The organism is Pseudomonas flexibilis (assembly GCF_000802425.1).
In the GTDB taxonomy this organism is placed as follows: domain Bacteria; phylum Pseudomonadota; class Gammaproteobacteria; order Pseudomonadales; family Pseudomonadaceae; genus Serpens; species Serpens flexibilis.
The window spans coordinates 17,014-32,524 of record NZ_JRUD01000036.1; the positions used below are offsets into that span (position 1 = coordinate 17,014).

The window sequence follows — 15,511 nt, forward strand, 5'->3', positions numbered from 1 at the left end:
ATAGAATGCGCGCCTCTGACACCCCTGGGGACTCCCGTGCTGGCGAATATCATCGATGATCTGGTCGCGCGTGGCTGGTCAGTGCAGCCCCACTTCCTTGCGAACTCTCTGACCCTCCAACTGGCCACAGAGTGCCGCGCCCGCCATGCGGCCGGCGAACTGCTGCCCGCCGCAATCGGTCGCGGCGACGGCAAGCTGATCAACGAGTCCATCCGCAGCGACTCGATCCTCTGGCTGGAGCCGGGTCAGTCGGCGGCCTGCGACGAATACCTGGCAGCCATCGATGCGTTACGCCTGACCCTGAATCGCGAGCTGTTCCTCGGTCTGGAGGATCTGGAAAGTCATTTCGCCGTCTATGCGCCGGGCGGCTTCTATCAGCGCCACCTGGACCGCTTCCGCGATGACGACCGGCGCACCGTGACGGTGGTGGTCTACCTGAACGACCCCGACTGGTGCGAGGCCGACGGCGGGCAGCTGCGCATGTACCTGCCCGAGGGCGAGCGCGACATCCTGCCGGAGGGCGGCACGCTGGTCTGCTTCATGTCCGACCGGATTCCGCACGAGGTCCTGCCCGCCCGCCGCCAGCGCCTGGCGCTGACCGGCTGGATTCGCCGGCGGATCTGAACGCCATGGAACGCATCCTGGTCAGCGCCTGCCTGCTCGGTCAGCCCGTGCGCTACGACGGCGGCAGCCATGGCCCGTTCGAGCGCCTGCGCCAGTGGCAGGCGGAAGGCCGGCTGGTCTCGTTGTGCCCGGAAACGGCCGGCGGCCTGCCCACGCCCCGCCCGCCGGCGGAAATCCCCGGCGGCGCCGGTCGCCAGGTGCTGGCTGGCCGTGCACCGGTCATCACCGTGCATGGGCTGGACGTCAGCGATGCCTTTCGCGCTGGCGCCGAGGCCGCGCTGCGCCTGGTGCGCGAGCAACACATCCGCCTGGCCATCCTCAAGGCGCGCAGCCCGTCCTGCGGCAACCGGCAGAACTACGACGGCAGCTTCAGCGGCACGCTGATCGACGGCGAAGGCGTGACTGCCGCCGCGCTGCGCCAGGCCGGCGTGCAGGTGTTCAACGAGAACGAGCTGGACGCCGCCGCCGAGGCGCTGCGCGATCTGGAGCAGACGTAGGGACCACCGCCCTGTGGGAGCGAATTCATTCGCGAGCTTTTCGTGCAGGCCACACCGAAGCTCGCGGACAAGTCCGCTCCTACAAAAAGAGGGAAAGACCGCAACGAAAAAGGGAGGCCGAAGCCTCCCTTTTTCACCTCCCGAAGCCGGCGCTTAGAACAGCACGCGGGCGCGGATGGTGCCTTCCACCTCGTGCAGCTTCTGCAGGGCCAGGTCGGAGTAGGCGGCGTCGACATCGATCACCACGTAGCCCACCGACTCGTTGGTCTGCAGGAACTGGCCGGAGATGTTGATGCCGTTTTCCGCGAACACGCGGTTGATGGCGCTCATCACACCCGGGATGTTCTTGTGGATGTGCAGCAGGCGGTGCTTGCCCGGGTGCGACGGCAGGGCCACTTCCGGGAAGTTCACCGAGGACACCGAGGTGCCGTTGTCGCTGTACTTGACCAGCTTCTCGGCCACTTCCAGGCCGATGTTGGCCTGCGCTTCGGCGGTGGAGCCGCCGATGTGCGGGGTCAGGATCACGCGATCCAGGCCACGCAGCGGGCTCATGAACTCTTCGTTGTTGGAACGCGGCTCGACCGGGAACACGTCGATGGCGGCGCCGATCAGGTGCTCGTCCTTGATGGCCTGGGCCAGCGGCTCGATTTCCACCACGGTGCCGCGCGAGGCGTTAAGCAGGATGGCGCCCTTCTTCATGGCGCGGATTTCCTTCTCGCCGATCATCCACTGGGTGGACGGCAGCTCGGGAACGTGCAGGGAGACGATGTCGGCCAGGCCCAGCAGCTCGTGCAGGCTGCCGACCTGCTGCGCGTTGCCCAGCGGCAGCTTGGTGACCACGTCATAGAAGTAGACCTGCATGCCCAGCGCTTCGGCCAGCACCGAGAGCTGGGTGCCGATCGAGCCGTAGCCGACGATACCCAGCTTCTTGCCGCGGATTTCGAAGGAATTGGCCGCCGACTTGATCCAGCCGCCGCGATGGCACACAGCGTTCTTCTCGGGGATGCCACGCAGCAGCAGGATGGCTTCGGCCAGCACCAGCTCGGCGACGGAACGGGTGTTGGAATAGGGCGCGTTGAACACCGCGATGCCACGCTCGCGGGCGGCGTTCAGGTCGACCTGGTTGGTACCGATGCAGAAGCAACCGACCGCGACCAGCTTCTTCGCGCAGTCGAAGATTTCCTCGGTCAGGTGGGTGCGCGAGCGGATGCCGATGAAGTGTGCATCGGCGATCTTTTCCTTGAGCTCCGCCTCCGGCAGCGAACCGGTGTGGTACTCGATATTGGTGTACCCGGCGGCCTTCAGGGTGTCCACGGCGTTCTGGTGGACACCTTCCAGAAGAAGGAACTTGATCTTGCTCTTGTCGAGGCTGGTCTTGCTCATCTGCGTACCTGTGATCCCGTATGAAATAGGCAGGGGGATGGTCAGCGGGAGTGGCTGGCCGGGCCGGCGCGCGGCCGACCCCGAAATCGGCCGGAGCGCGCGATTAACGGGGGGCGTATGCTAGCATGATCTCCTTTTTCCATGCTCGGTCGCGTCCTGAAGTGTCCTCAGGGTGACCATGAACGTTTCGAGAGTTCCGCCATGCTGCACGCCGCCCTGATCGAAGAACTGAAGGCCCTGGTCGAACCGGGCAAGGTCCTCACCGATGCCGCTTCGCTGGAAGCCTACGGCAAGGACTGGACCAAGCATTTCGCACCCGCGCCCAGCGCCATCGTGTTCCCCAAGAGCATCGAGCAGGTGCAGGCCATCGTGCGCTGGGCCAACCAGCACAAGGTTGCCCTGGTGCCGTCCGGCGGGCGTACCGGCCTGTCCGCCGCGGCGGTGGCCGCCCACGGTGAAGTGGTCGTGTCCTTCGACTACATGAACCAGATCCTCGAGATCAACGAATTCGACCGCACCGCCCGTTGCCAGGCCGGCGTGGTCACCAAACAGCTGCAGCTGGCCGCCGAAGAGAAAGGCCTGTACTACCCGGTGGACTTCGCCTCCTCCGGCTCCAGCCAGATCGGCGGCAACATCGGCACCAACGCCGGCGGCATCAAGGTGATCCGCTACGGCATGACCCGCAACTGGGTGGCCGGCATGAAAGTGGTCACCGGCGCCGGCGACATCCTCGAGCTGAACCGTGACCTGATCAAGAACGCCACCGGTTACGACCTGCGCCAGCTGTTCATCGGCGCAGAGGGCACCCTGGGCTTCGTGGTGGAAGCCACCATGCGCCTGGAGCGCGCGCCGAAGAACCTCACCGCGATGGTGCTGGGCACCCCGGACTTCGACGCCATCATGCCGGTGCTGCACGCCTTCCAGAGCAAGCTGGACCTGACCGCCTTCGAATTCTTCTCCGACAAGGCGCTGGCCAAGGTGCTGGCGCGCGGCGACGTGCCGGCACCGTTCGACACCCCGTGCCCGTTCTACGCGCTGCTGGAGTTCGAGGCCAGCACCGAGGAGGTAGCCAATGACGCGCTGGCGATCTTCGAGCATTGCGTGGAGCAGGGCTGGGTGCTGGACGGCGTGATGAGCCAGTCCGAGCAGCAGTTGCAGAACCTGTGGAAGCTGCGCGAGTACATCTCCGAGACCATCTCGCACTGGACGCCGTACAAGAACGACATCTCGGTCACCGTCTCCAGGGTGCCGGCGTTCCTCAAGGACATCGACGCCATCGTCGAGGCCAACTACCCGGACTTCGAAGTCGTCTGGTTCGGCCACATCGGCGACGGCAACCTGCACCTGAACATCCTCAAGCCGGACAACATGGGCAAGGACGAATTCTTCGCCAAGTGCGCCACGGTGAACACCTGGGTGTTCGAGACCGTCGCCAAATACAACGGCTCGATCTCCGCCGAGCACGGCGTGGGCATGACCAAGCGCGACTACCTGGGCTACAGCCGCTCCGAGGCCGAGATCGCCTGCATGAAGGCGGTGAAGGCGGTCTTCGACCCGAACGGCATCATGAATCCCGGCAAGATCTTTGCCTGACCAGAACAAGAGACACCCGCTCAGGAGAGCCCCATGAGCTACCAGCATCAGTATGTCGACGGTACCCGCATCCACTACCCGCTGGGCAAGGTGGTGTGCGTGGGCCGCAACTATGCCGAACACGCCGCCGAGCTGAACAACCCGGTGCCCAGCGAACCGCTGCTGTTCATCAAGCCGGGCAGCTGCGCCGTGCCGCTGGAAGGCGGCTTCAAGATCCCACGCAACCGTGGCGCCGTGCACTACGAGGCGGAAATCGCCGTGCTGATCGGCAAGCCGCTGTCGCCCAACCCCGGTGACGAGGAAGTGCTGGACGCCATCTCCGGCTTTGCCCCGGCGCTGGATCTGACCCTGCGCGACGTGCAGAGCAAGCTCAAGGAGAAGGGCCTGCCCTGGGAGATCGCCAAATCGTTCGACGGCGCCTGTGTCCTGGCGCCGTTCGTGGCGGCCGACGCGGTGGCCGATCTGACCGACCTGCGCATTCGCCTGAGCCTCAACGGCGAAGTGCGCCAGGACGGCAACAGCGCCGAGATGCTCAATCCCATCCTGCCGCTGATCCGCCATATGGCCGGTCACTTCAGCCTGTTGCCGGGCGACGTGATCCTCACCGGCACGCCGGTGGGAGTGGGCCCCCTGCAGGTGGGCGACGAGATGGTTCTGGAGCTGCCGGGACTGTCGCGGTTCACCAGCCGGGTACTCTGAAGCCCGTGTGCCAGACTGAGTCGCGTGCCGACTTCCACCAGGCCCACCAGGACCGTGCCGAGGCCGACGCCCTGCGCCTGTTCGCGCAACGCGAGGTGCTCGGTGCGCGCTGGTTGACCTGGGTGGCGAGCGAGCTCTACCGGCTGAGCCCGCCACCCTACGCCAACATGGTGCGCCGCGCGCTGGCTCGGCTGACCGGCGGTGATGACGAGCACGCCTGATGCAGGTCTGTGCTCAGGACACTTTCAGGAGAGCTCCATGCAATCACGCCTTTTGCTGACCGCAACGCTGCTGGCCCTGCTGGCCGGGTGTGCATCCCAGCCGGCCGAGCGCCCTGGCGCACAGGCCTGTAACGCCACCCGCCTGGCGCACCTGGTTGGCAGGATGCCGGACGAGGCCACACTGGAGAAAGCCCGCCAGCAGGCCAACGCCGAACGGGTGCGGGTGGTGGCGCCAGGCATGGTGGTTACCCTGGAGTACGATGCCCAGCGCCTGACGCTGTACACCGATGAACAAGGCAGGATCAAGCTGATCTCCTGCGGCTGAATCCCTTTTCTACGGCCGCCTACGACAGCGCGGCCTGCGGAACCTCCATGTCTTCCACCGATCTGAGGCGCGGCTACCTGCTGGGCCTGGCCGCCTATGTCATCTGGGGCCTGTTCCCGCTCTACTTCAAGCTGCTCGAAGCCATTCCGGCCAGCGAGATCATCGTGCACCGGGTGCTCTGGTCAGCGTTGTTCGGTGCCGCCCTGCTGATGGTGTGGAAGCACCCCGGCTGGTGGGCCGAGCTGCGCGCCCATCCGCAACGCCTGGCGGTGCTGGCCCTGTGCGGCCTGCTGATTGCCGCCAACTGGCTGATCTACGTCTGGGCGGTGATTAACGCGCGCATGCTCGAAGCCAGCCTGGGCTACTACATCAATCCCCTGGTCAACGTGCTGCTCGCCCTGGTCGTGCTGCGCGAACGGCTACGCCGTCTGCAATGGCTGGCGGTCGGGCTGGCCGCGCTGGGTGTGCTCCAGCAGATCTGGCTGCTCGGCAGCGTGCCCTGGGTTTCGCTGGCTCTGGCGCTGACCTTCGGGTTCTATGGGCTGATCCGCAAGCAGGCTCCCGTGGCGGCGCTGCCCGGCCTGGTGGTGGAGACCTGGCTGCTGTTGCCCGTGGCACTGCTGTGGCTGGCCTGGCATCCGGCGGCCATGAGTGCTCAAGCGGCATTCTGGAGCAGTAGCCAGCTCTGGCTGCTGGCCGCCGCGGGTCCGATCACGCTGATTCCACTGGTGTGCTTCAACGCAGCGGCGCGCCACCTACCCTATGCAACGCTGGGCTTCCTCCAGTATCTGGCGCCGACGCTGGTGTTGCTGCAGGCCGTGCTGCTGTTCGGCGAGCCGCTGGATTCGGCCCGCTTGCTGTCGTTCATCTGTATCTGGGTCGCGCTGGCGATCTACAGCCTGGACGCCTGGCTGACGCTGCGGCGCCGGTAGTCGATGGCCGCTCCGGCTACACGGACGGCTCGACCTGCTGCGCCTCGATGCGCAGCTCCACCATCAGGTCGTCGGCCAAGCGCTCCAGGCTGTGCTGCAGCGCATCCGGGGCCACCGGTAGCGGCACCGCCAGCAGGGCCTGGGCGCGGAACAGCGTTTCGCTGCCCATGGGCGCCTCGCTGACGGCGGTATCCAGCACCTCGATATTCACGCCCTGTTCGCCGAGCAACCGGGTCACCTCGCGCAGCAGGCCCGGCCGATCATCGCCCACCAGCTCCAGGCGCATGGGGCGCCAGTTGCACACCGGCTCCGCCCCGGCCGGCGCGCCCTGCACGTGGATATCCTGCAGCGCCAGTGCCTCCAGCGCGTCCAGCAGCTCGTCCTGTGAGTCGGCCGGCACCGCCACGCGCAGGATGCCGGCGAATTGTCCCGCCATGCGCGCCATGCGGCTTTCCAGCCAGTTGCCGCCATGTTCGCCGACGCAGGTGGCGATGCGCTCAACCAGTCCGGTCTGATCACGCGCGATGACCGTCAGTACCAGATGTTCCATGCAGGGCTCCTCCCGACATCCAAGAACCTAGGTATAGATCACTCCCGGACTCGACGAAGGCAGCGCTGCAATTCCCGAATGCTTCATGTAGTATCCCGCGGCTCGGACTACAAGAACGAAACTACTCCCGCGTCCGGGTTAAATCGCAGAGATTCAAGTGAGGCAAGTGATGACTGAGCGCGTTCAAATCGGTGGCTTGCAGGTCGCCAAAGTCCTGTTCGACTTCGTGAACAACGAAGCCATTCCCGGCACCGGCGTCAGCGCCGATGCCTTCTGGGCCGGCGCTGCGAGCGTCATCCATGACCTGGCGCCGAAGAACCGCGCGCTGCTGGCCAAGCGCGACGCGCTGCAGGCCCAGATCGATGCCTGGCATCAGGCGCGCAAGGGTCAGGCCCACGACGCGGTCGCCTACAAGGCGTTCCTGCAGGAAATCGGTTATCTCTTGCCCGAACCCGCCGACTTCAAGGTGACCACCACCAACGTCGACGAAGAAATCGCCACCATGGCCGGCCCGCAGCTGGTGGTGCCGATCATGAACGCGCGCTTCGCCCTGAACGCCGCCAACGCCCGCTGGGGCTCGCTGTACGACGCGCTCTATGGCACCGACGCCATCAGCGAGGAAGGCGGCGCCGAGAAGGGCAAGGGCTACAACAAGGTTCGCGGCGACAAGGTCATCGCCTTCGCCCGCGCCTTCCTGGACGAAGCCGCACCGCTGGCCACCGGCTCGCACGTCGACGCCACCGGCTACAGCATCGTCGGCGGTCAGCTGCAGGTGTCCCTGAAGGACGGCAGCACTACCGGCCTGAAGGACGCCGCCAAGTTCGTGGGCTTCCAGGGTGAAGCCGCCGCACCGAAGGCCGTGCTGCTGAAGAACAATGGCCTGCACTTCGAAATCCAGATCGACCGCAACAGCCCGATCGGCCAGACCGACGCGGCCGGCGTGAAGGACATCCTGATGGAAGCGGCGCTGACCACCATCATGGACTGCGAAGACTCCGTGGCCGCCGTGGACGCCGATGACAAGGTCATCGCCTACAAGAACTGGCTGGGCCTGATGAAGGGCGACCTGGCCGAGTCGGTCAGCAAGGACGGCAAGACCTTCACCCGCACCATGAACCCGGACCGCAGCTACACCGCCGCCAACGGCGGCGAACTGAGCCTGCACGGCCGCTCCATGCTGTTCATCCGCAACGTCGGTCACCTGATGACCAACGACGCGATCATCGACAAGGATGGCTTCGAAGTACCGGAAGGCATCATGGACGGCCTGATCACCAGCCTGATCGCCATCCACAGCCTGAACGGCAACACCAGCCGCAAGAACACCCGCACCGGCTCGGTGTACATCGTCAAGCCGAAGATGCACGGCCCGGAAGAAGTCGCCTTCGCCAACGAGCTGTTCAACCGCGTCGAAGACGTGCTGGGCCTCAAGCGCAACACCCTGAAGGTCGGCATCATGGACGAGGAGCGCCGCACCACCGTCAACCTCAAGGCCTGCATCCAGGCCGCCAGCGAGCGCGTGGTGTTCATCAACACCGGCTTCCTCGACCGCACCGGTGACGAGATCCACACCTCCATGGAAGCCGGCGCCATGGTGCGCAAGGCTGCCATGAAGGCGCAGAAGTGGATCGCCGCCTACGAGAACTGGAACGTCGACCACGGTCTGAACTGCGGCCTGTCCGGTCGCGCGCAGATCGGCAAGGGCATGTGGGCCATGCCCGACCTGATGGCCGCCATGCTGGAACAGAAAATCGGCCACCCGATGGCTGGCGCCAACACCGCCTGGGTACCGTCGCCGACCGCCGCTTCGCTGCACGCGCTGCATTACCACAAGGTCGACGTGTTCGCCCGTCAGCAGGAACTGGCCAAGCGTCAGTTCGCTTCGGTGGACGACATCCTGACCATTCCGCTGGCCGAGAACACCAACTGGACCGCGGAAGAGAAGCAGAACGAGATCGACAACAACGTACAGGGCATCCTCGGCTACGTGGTGCGCTGGATCGATCAGGGCGTGGGTTGCTCCAAGGTGCCGGATATCAATGACATCGGCCTGATGGAAGACCGCGCCACCCTGCGCATCTCCAGCCAGCTGCTGGCCAACTGGCTGCGCCACGGCGTGATCAGCAAGGAGCAGGTCATCGAAAGCATGAAGCGCATGGCCGTGGTGGTGGACCGCCAGAACGCCGGCGACGCCGCCTACAAGCCGATGGCGCCGAACTTCGACGACAACGTCGCCTTCCAGGCGTCGCTGGAGCTGATCCTCGAAGGCACCAAGCAGCCCAACGGCTACACCGAGCCGGTGCTGCACCGCCGCCGTCGCGAGTACAAGGCCCGGAACGGTCTGTAACCCGCAAACGCTGTGAAAAAACCGCCCCCCCGGGGCGGTTTTTTTATGCCTGTCGACGCTGAAGATCGGGTGATCCGGGCCGATAAACCTGACGCGCACTTAGCTTCTAGTCATAAAGCGACGTATAATGTCATTCTGACATCGCAGTGTTCAGGCAGCCCCCGCCGCCATGGAGTTCCTCGTGTTCAAGAGTCTGTCGCTGACTGCCAAGCTTTCCCTGGTACCAGCCGTGGCCCTGCTGGGCCTGATTCTCTTCGTCGGTCACACCTCTCTCCAGCTTGCCGAGACCAACGATCGCCTGCTGGTACTGGAAAGTCGCAGCTATCCGATTCTGGAACAAAGCGATGCGGTGATCTTTCAGTTCTCACGCCTGCCGGGGCTGCTCAACAATGCCGTCAGCGCGGGCGAAGCGACGCTGGTCGATGAGGCTCGCCAACTACTCGCCGACATCGAGACGCAACAACAGCAACTGGGCACCCTGCTGAGTGACGCGCAGCGCAGCGGGGAACTGCGGGCCTGGCGCGAGGCGGTCGCGGCGTATGGCCAGAACGCTCTCGAAGTCTCGCGTCAGTTGATAGACGGTTCGGCTTCGTTCGGCGACCTGGGCGACAACCTGCAGCGCATGACTGCCGATCTCGAGCGCGCCCAGGCCCTGGCCTCCGTCTTCCGCACCAGCGCCTACCAAGACTTCCAGCGGACACTGGCCTCCACGCGCAGCGACAACGTCGCGACCACCCAGCTGGGCATCGGCCTCAGCATTTTGCTGATAATCCTGGTGGGCTGCGGTGCCTGGTGGGTGACCGCCAACATCATGAGCAATGTGCGTCGGGTCATCGCCTCCCTGCGCGCCATCGCGAGCGGCGATGGCGATCTGACCCGGCGTATCGAAGGCGTCTCCAATGACGAAATCGGTACCATGATCCAGCTGTTCAACGCCTTCCTCGACAAGTTGCAGGCCACGATCCGCCAGATCGTCGAGGCGGCCAGCCCTCTGGCGCAGATGTCGCAGGACCTCTACCGGCTGACCAGCGAGGCGGAGCGCAACGCCCAATCCCAGCAGGAGCACACCGACTCCATCGGCCGTGACATCCTGACCATGTCGGAGCGCATCGAAGAAGTTGCTCAACGCTCCCGCCAGGCCTCCGACGAGGCGGGTGCCGCTTCGCAACAGGCCAATGCCGCCCGGGAAAACATCGGGGCTCTCGCCGGCGGTATCCAGGACCTGGGCAACAGTGTGATGTCTTCCGTCACCGCCATGACGCAGCTGGAGCAGGAAACCCAGGAAGTCGGCTCGGTTCTCACGGTGATCCGTACCATCGCCGAACAAACCAACCTGCTGGCCCTCAATGCCGCCATCGAGGCGGCGCGCGCCGGCGAACAGGGTCGCGGCTTCGCCGTGGTTGCCGATGAAGTGCGCAACCTGGCGCAGAAGACCGCCAGCTCCACGGAACAGATCCAGGAAATCATCCAGCGCCTGCAGCGCAGCGCCAACGCGGTACTCGATGCCATGACATCCAATGGCGCGAAAGCACGCGCCAGCATCGAACGCTCCAGCGAGGCAACCCGCCTGCTGGATGACATCGCCCGCACCGTCGGTCAGATCGACACCCTGAATGCGGCCATTGCCCGCTTCACCCAGGAGCAGATCGGCCTGTCGAGCTCGATACAACAAGAAACCCGGGTGCTGCAGCAAGGCGCCCAGGCCACCGCTCACGGTGCCGGCACCACCACCCGGCTCGGCGAGCAACTGGTCAGCACCGGCGACCATCTGCACGCAGCCACCGCTCAATTTCGCGTTTAACTCTCAAACCTTCGGGGACTTTCCATGCCTGCATTTCGAGCCATTGGCCTGGCAGCCGCTTGCCTGGCCATCACCCCAGCCTTCGCGCTGGAACAAGGCGACTACCGCTTCAATGCCTTCGGCACTGCCGCCGTCACCTACCTGGGAGGCGAAGCAGAGGGCCGCAACTACGGCATCAATGGCCAGACCACCGATTCCTGGCGCGGCGACCAGTTGTCCAAGCTAGGCACCCAGATGAGCTATGGCCTCACTGACAGCCTGAATGCCACCGCCCAACTGACCGCCAAGGCCGAGCAGGATTCTTGGAAAGCCAATCTCGAGTGGGCATACCTGGCCTGGCAGGCCAATGATCACGTCCTGCTGCGTGCCGGCCGGTTGCGCACCGCGACCTACATGTATTCGGAAACCCTCGACGTCGGCTTCAGCTACCCCTGGCTGCGGCTGCCCGACGAGGTCTATGGACAGATCCAGCTGTCCAACTACGAAGGTGTCGACGTGGTCTACAGCCTGCCGCTGTCCTTCGCCACCCTGAATATCCAGGCCCTCGCCGGTCAGGCCAAGGATCGCGACTATTACCTGTTTGATGAGTTCTACGACACCGATTGGGACAATCTGGTGGGCGCCAGCCTTAGCCTGGCCAGCAACGATTACGGCACCCTGCGCGTGGCCTACAACCAGGCCAAGCTGACCATCGACAACCCGCTGCTGGGCATCGCCGACAGCAAGGGCAGCTTCCTCAGCGTCGGTTACCAGTACGATGACGGCAGTTGGATCAGTGCCAACGAATGGACTCGGCGTACCATCGACGGCCCGATGAGTCCCGACCAGAACGCGTTCTACCTGATGGGCGGCCGCCGCCTGGGCGATTTCCTGCCACACCTCACCTATGCGCAGCTGGACGAGGAGAAGGGCGCACGCCAGTCGTCCTGGACCCTGGGCCTGAACTACAGCCTGATGCCGAACGTGACGCTCAAGGGCGAGTACAAGCAGGTCAAGACCGAGAACGGCTTCGAAGGCATGTTCGTGCCCTCAGCCCTCGAAGTGCTTAGCCAGAACATTCCGGACTTCGACGGCGAGATCATCAGCCTCGGCATCGACTTCGTATTCTGAGGAGACCGACCATGTCGCTTATTTCCCGCATTCTTGGCGTGATCACGCTGAGCGCGCTGGCCGGCGCAGCCCAGGCCCAGGTCGCCGTGATCATTAATCCCGCCGCGCCCAAAGCGCCAACCCAGGCCGAAGTCGCAAACATCTTCCTCGGCAAGGACAAATCCCTGAAGGGCTTTGACCTCAAGGGCTGGAATTCGACCAAGGAGAAATTCTACGGGCAGGTCACCAGCAAGAACGAAGCCCAGCTGAAATCCTACTGGTCCGGCCTGATCTTCACCGGCAAGGGTCAGCCGCTGGCCAGCGTGGCTGACGATGCCGCGATGGTCGCCCAGATCGCCGCGGAAGCGAATGCCATTGGCTACGTCGATGCCGCCGCCGTGACGCCGGCCGTCAAGGTGCTGTTCACGCTGCCGTGAGCCACCCAGAACCCCGGCCAGTGGCCGGGGTTCCAATATCCGGGCTCTAGACTTACGTCCAATGTCGATGCGCGGGTCGACGCACCACCATGCGAAACGACAAGAAGACACCCGGAGGCTCCATGAGCAAGGCAGATGCCTTTGCCGAGGCAGGCAAGACTGCCGTTCTGCAGAACATTCAGGGCACCATCGAATTCCTGCAGAAGCACCCGCCATTCGACCAGATGCAGCAAGGTCATCTGCTACGCCTGGTGGAAAACTGCCAGTTGCGTTTCTATGCCCAGGGGGAGTCGATCCTGCATCCGGACGAAGGCCCGGTGCAGCATTTTCACATCGTCAAGCAGGGCCGTGTGCAGGGCAAACGCAGCCATCCGGGCGGCCGCCAGGACACCACCTTCGAAATCAGCACCGGTGAGTGCTTCCCCATCGCCGCGCTGCTCGGCGAACGGGCGACCCGCACCGCCCACGTGGCCGGCACGGACTGCTTCTGCCTGCTGCTGCCGCGGGAAATCTTCGTCGAGCTGTTCAGTCTGTCCGCCCCGTTTCGCGACTTCGCCCTGCGTGGCGTGAGCAGCCTGCTCGACAAGGTCAAGCAGCGGGTCCAGCTGCACGCGGTGGAAAGCCTCGGCGAAGACTACTCGCTGGATACCCGCCTGGATGAACTGGCGCACCGCGACCCGGTGGCCTGTTCGCCGGACATGCCGCTGCGCGACGCCGTGCGCCTGATGCACGAGCAGAACGTCGGCAGCATCATCGCGGTGGACGACCAGCACAGCCCCGTCGGCATCTTCACCCTGCGCGATCTGCGCCGGGTGATCGCCGCAGCCAGCGCCAGCCTGGAGCATCCGCTGCGCGACATGATGACCCCCAACCCCTTCCACCTGCCGCCCTCGGCCACCGCCTTCGATGCGGCCATGGCAATGACCGAGCGGCACATCGCCCACGTCTGCGTGGTCGAGAACGACCGGCTGGTGGGCGTGCTGTCCGAGAGGGACCTGTTCTCCCTGCAGCGTATCGACCTGGTGCACCTGGCCCGCACCCTGCGCCATGCCGACAGCGTGCAGGCCCTGGCGGACCTGCGCGAGGAAGTCGGTCGCCTGGTGGAGCGCATGCTGGCCCACGGCGCCAGCTCGACACAGATTACCCAGCTGATTACGTTGCTCAACGACCACACCGTCTGCCGGGTGATCGAGCTGACCCTGGCAGAGATGGGCGATCCCGGCGTGCCATTCAGCTGGCTGTGCTTTGGCAGCGAGGGGCGCCGCGAGCAGACCCTGCACACCGATCAGGACAACGGCATTCTCTTCGAGGCGCGCGATGCTGCCGAAGCGGCCCTGCTGCGCGGCAAGCTGCTGCCGGTCGCCCAGCGCATCAACCAGCACCTGGCCACCTGCGGCTTCACCCTGTGCAAGGGCAACATCATGGCCGGCAACCCCGAGCTGTGCCTGTCGCGCAGCGAGTGGTCGCGCCGCTTCCAGAGCTTCGTGCGCGAGGCGACGCCGGAAAACCTGCTGAGCTCGACCATCTACTTCGACCTGCGGGTGCTTTGGGGGCCGACGGATGGCTGCCAGGCGCTGCAGAAGGAGCTGCTAGCACTGATCGCCAGCAACAGCACCTTCCAGCGCCTGATGGCCGAGAATGCCCTGCGCCATCGTCCGCCGGTCGGTCGCTTCCGCGACTTCCTGGTGGTGCGCAAGGGCGCCGACAAGGACACCCTGGACGTCAAGGTGCAGGGCCTCACGCCGTTCGTCGACGGCGCCCGCCTGCTGGCCCTGGCCAACGGCATCGACGCGACCAGCACCCTGGAGCGCCTGCACCTGCTGGTGCTCAAAGGAGTTATCGACGAGAAGGATGGCGCGGCCTATGAGGAGGCCTACCATTTCATCCAGCAGGTGCGCCTGCAGTTGCACCAGAAGCAGAGTCGGGCCGGGCTGCCATATTCCAACCGCCTCGACCCGGAAACCCTCAACCACCTGGATCGTCGCATCCTGCGAGAATCCTTCCGCCAGGCTCAGCGCCTGCAGAGCAGCCTGGCCCTTCGGTACCAGCTATGAATTCACTTGCCACCTGGTTCAGCCGGCGCAGCACGGCGAGCCTGACCGACAGCCAGCGACAACGTCTCGACCGCCTGCGCGACCCCGCGCCGCTTGCCGAGCAGCCCCTGTTGAAACAGCGTTTCGTGGTGGTTGACGTGGAAACCACAGGACTCAACGTCAGCCGCGACCAGGTCCTGTCCATCGGGGCGGTTGTCATCGACCAGGGCGGCATTCCGCTGGGCCAACAGTTCGAGCGCACCCTGATGCGCGAATACCGCACCCCGGGACCCAGTGTGCTGATTCACGGCATCGCCCCCAGCGAGATCGCCGCCGGTGACGACCCAACCGAAGTGCTACTGGATTTCATGGAGTTCGTGGGTGACAGCCCGCTCCTGGCCTTCCATGCCCGCTTCGATCAACAGATGCTGACCCGCGCCATGAAGGAGAGCCTGGGCTACAAGTTCCGCCACCCCTTCCTGGATCTGGCCGAGATGGCGCCGATGCTCTGTCCGCAGATGAGCAAGCCGCAGGCCGGGCTGGACGACTGGCTGGAGCTCTTCGGCCTGCAGGTGCAGCAACGCCACAATGCCTGCGCCGACGCACTGGTCAGCGCCGAACTGGCCCTGGTGCTGTTCAACCGGGCGGTGCGCCAGCAAATAGAAAACGTCGGGCGCCTGGCTGAGCGGATGCGGAGCTGGCAGCGTCGACAGAACGCCCATTCGTTCTGAAGCCGGACATAGATACCGTCTTGCTCCCTACCGCGCAAGCGCCAGTTTGGGGTCGAAGGGCTGGCCGGATTTGAGTACTCCATAGGCGATGTGCAGCAGCTTGCGCATCGCCGCGCAAACGATCTGCTTGCCGCTCTTGCCGCGGCTCCTCAGGCGGTCCCTTATAACCATCTGACGCTGCCGACGAAGCCTTACGACTTGACTCCTGGTGTCGGCGGACGCTTCAAAAAAAAAAAACAAACCACAAAT

Annotated in this window: 15 protein-coding genes and 1 pseudogene; 13 read left to right on the forward strand and 3 right to left on the reverse strand. The window is 64.8% G+C overall.

All coding sequences use genetic code 11. The features are described from left to right. Positions 1-36 precede the first annotated feature (36 nt). Complete coding sequence (locus tag SF06_RS17170) at positions 37-624, forward strand: 2OG-Fe(II) oxygenase (protein WP_234702716.1); 588 nt, start codon at positions 37-39, stop codon at positions 622-624. Positions 625-629: 5 nt separating this feature from the next. Beyond that, on the forward strand, positions 630-1,121 hold the full coding sequence (locus SF06_RS17175) for a 2-thiouracil desulfurase family protein (protein ID WP_027588762.1): 492 nt from the start codon (positions 630-632) through the stop codon (positions 1,119-1,121). A 153-nt stretch (positions 1,122-1,274) separates the two neighbouring features. Here SF06_RS17175 and serA read toward each other — a convergent pair whose 3' ends face one another. Further along, positions 1,275-2,504 carry a phosphoglycerate dehydrogenase gene (gene serA / locus SF06_RS17180; protein ID WP_027588761.1) on the reverse strand — a complete coding sequence of 410 codons (1,230 nt, stop codon included), beginning with the start codon at positions 2,502-2,504 and terminating at the stop codon, positions 1,275-1,277. A 201-nt stretch (positions 2,505-2,705) separates the two neighbouring features. On the opposite strand from serA, the gene SF06_RS17185 reads away from it, so the two are divergent. Genes SF06_RS17185 through rarD form a run of 5 tightly spaced genes read left to right on the forward strand, consistent with a single transcriptional unit; the run spans position 2,706 to position 6,274 of the window. Next, the gene (locus SF06_RS17185) at positions 2,706-4,097 is read left to right on the forward strand and encodes a D-2-hydroxyglutarate dehydrogenase (protein ID WP_039562830.1); all 1,392 of its coding nucleotides are present in this window, start codon (positions 2,706-2,708) and stop codon (positions 4,095-4,097) included. Between the two features lie 33 nt (positions 4,098-4,130). Beyond that, positions 4,131-4,796 carry a fumarylacetoacetate hydrolase family protein gene (locus tag SF06_RS17190; protein ID WP_039562831.1) on the forward strand — a complete coding sequence of 222 codons (666 nt, stop codon included), beginning with the start codon at positions 4,131-4,133 and terminating at the stop codon, positions 4,794-4,796. 5 nt (positions 4,797-4,801) lie between these two features. Continuing rightward, on the forward strand, positions 4,802-5,017 hold the full coding sequence (locus SF06_RS17195; RefSeq protein WP_037008244.1) for a hypothetical protein: 216 nt from the start codon (positions 4,802-4,804) through the stop codon (positions 5,015-5,017). 37 nt (positions 5,018-5,054) lie between these two features. After that, positions 5,055-5,342, forward strand: coding sequence for an I78 family peptidase inhibitor (locus SF06_RS17200; protein ID WP_027588757.1), 288 nt, complete (start codon positions 5,055-5,057; stop codon positions 5,340-5,342). Between the two features lie 47 nt (positions 5,343-5,389). Continuing rightward, entirely contained in the window at positions 5,390-6,274 is an 885-nt protein-coding gene (gene rarD / locus SF06_RS17205) for an EamA family transporter RarD (RefSeq protein ID WP_027588756.1), read from the forward strand. A gap of 16 nt (positions 6,275-6,290) precedes the next feature. Here rarD and SF06_RS17210 read toward each other — a convergent pair whose 3' ends face one another. Next, positions 6,291-6,824, reverse strand: a complete 534-nt coding sequence (locus SF06_RS17210) for a glycine cleavage system transcriptional repressor (protein ID WP_039562832.1) — start codon at positions 6,822-6,824, stop codon at positions 6,291-6,293. A 169-nt stretch (positions 6,825-6,993) separates the two neighbouring features. On the opposite strand from SF06_RS17210, the gene SF06_RS17215 reads away from it, so the two are divergent. From SF06_RS17215 to SF06_RS17240, 6 genes are all read left to right on the forward strand, one after another. Then, positions 6,994-9,171 (forward strand): malate synthase G, encoded by a 2,178-nt coding sequence (locus SF06_RS17215; RefSeq protein WP_039562834.1) that lies wholly within the window; start codon positions 6,994-6,996, stop codon positions 9,169-9,171. 181 nt (positions 9,172-9,352) lie between these two features. Further along, complete coding sequence (locus SF06_RS17220) at positions 9,353-10,972, forward strand: methyl-accepting chemotaxis protein (RefSeq protein WP_027588753.1); 1,620 nt, start codon at positions 9,353-9,355, stop codon at positions 10,970-10,972. Between the two features lie 24 nt (positions 10,973-10,996). Then, on the forward strand, positions 10,997-12,082 hold the full coding sequence (locus SF06_RS17225; RefSeq protein WP_027588752.1) for a porin: 1,086 nt from the start codon (positions 10,997-10,999) through the stop codon (positions 12,080-12,082). Positions 12,083-12,093: 11 nt separating this feature from the next. Beyond that, positions 12,094-12,498: a hypothetical protein gene (locus SF06_RS17230; protein WP_027588751.1), complete on the forward strand. Its 405-nt coding sequence runs from the start codon at positions 12,094-12,096 to the stop codon at positions 12,496-12,498. Positions 12,499-12,620: 122 nt separating this feature from the next. Further along, positions 12,621-14,552 carry a putative nucleotidyltransferase substrate binding domain-containing protein gene (locus tag SF06_RS17235; protein ID WP_039562836.1) on the forward strand — a complete coding sequence of 644 codons (1,932 nt, stop codon included), beginning with the start codon at positions 12,621-12,623 and terminating at the stop codon, positions 14,550-14,552. After that, a complete protein-coding gene (locus SF06_RS17240) occupies positions 14,549-15,262 on the forward strand; it encodes a 3'-5' exonuclease (RefSeq protein ID WP_039562837.1) in 714 nt (237 codons plus the stop codon). Before SF06_RS17235 ends, SF06_RS17240 begins: the two co-directional genes overlap by 4 nt. Before the next feature lie 27 nt (positions 15,263-15,289). On the opposite strand, the pseudogene SF06_RS18805 reads toward SF06_RS17240, so the two are convergent. Next, a pseudogene (locus tag SF06_RS18805) lies at positions 15,290-15,511 on the reverse strand (hypothetical protein); the annotation flags it as partial.

Excerpts from the sequence above, each read along its gene's own strand:
- SF06_RS17175 (WP_027588762.1), top strand. The coding sequence starts at position 630 with ATGGAACGCATCCTGGTCAGCGCCTGCCTGCTCGGTCAGCCCGTGCGC.
- serA (WP_027588761.1), bottom strand. The coding sequence starts at position 2,504 with ATGAGCAAGACCAGCCTCGACAAGAGCAAGATCAAGTTCCTTCTTCTG.
- SF06_RS17185 (WP_039562830.1), top strand. The coding sequence starts at position 2,706 with ATGCTGCACGCCGCCCTGATCGAAGAACTGAAGGCCCTGGTCGAACCG.
- SF06_RS17190 (WP_039562831.1), top strand. The coding sequence starts at position 4,131 with ATGAGCTACCAGCATCAGTATGTCGACGGTACCCGCATCCACTACCCG.
- SF06_RS17200 (WP_027588757.1), top strand. The coding sequence starts at position 5,055 with ATGCAATCACGCCTTTTGCTGACCGCAACGCTGCTGGCCCTGCTGGCC.
- rarD (WP_027588756.1), top strand. The coding sequence starts at position 5,390 with ATGTCTTCCACCGATCTGAGGCGCGGCTACCTGCTGGGCCTGGCCGCC.
- SF06_RS17210 (WP_039562832.1), bottom strand. The coding sequence starts at position 6,824 with ATGGAACATCTGGTACTGACGGTCATCGCGCGTGATCAGACCGGACTG.
- SF06_RS17215 (WP_039562834.1), top strand. The coding sequence starts at position 6,994 with ATGACTGAGCGCGTTCAAATCGGTGGCTTGCAGGTCGCCAAAGTCCTG.
- SF06_RS17225 (WP_027588752.1), top strand. The coding sequence starts at position 10,997 with ATGCCTGCATTTCGAGCCATTGGCCTGGCAGCCGCTTGCCTGGCCATC.
- SF06_RS17230 (WP_027588751.1), top strand. The coding sequence starts at position 12,094 with ATGTCGCTTATTTCCCGCATTCTTGGCGTGATCACGCTGAGCGCGCTG.
- SF06_RS17235 (WP_039562836.1), top strand. The coding sequence starts at position 12,621 with ATGAGCAAGGCAGATGCCTTTGCCGAGGCAGGCAAGACTGCCGTTCTG.
- SF06_RS17240 (WP_039562837.1), top strand. The coding sequence starts at position 14,549 with ATGAATTCACTTGCCACCTGGTTCAGCCGGCGCAGCACGGCGAGCCTG.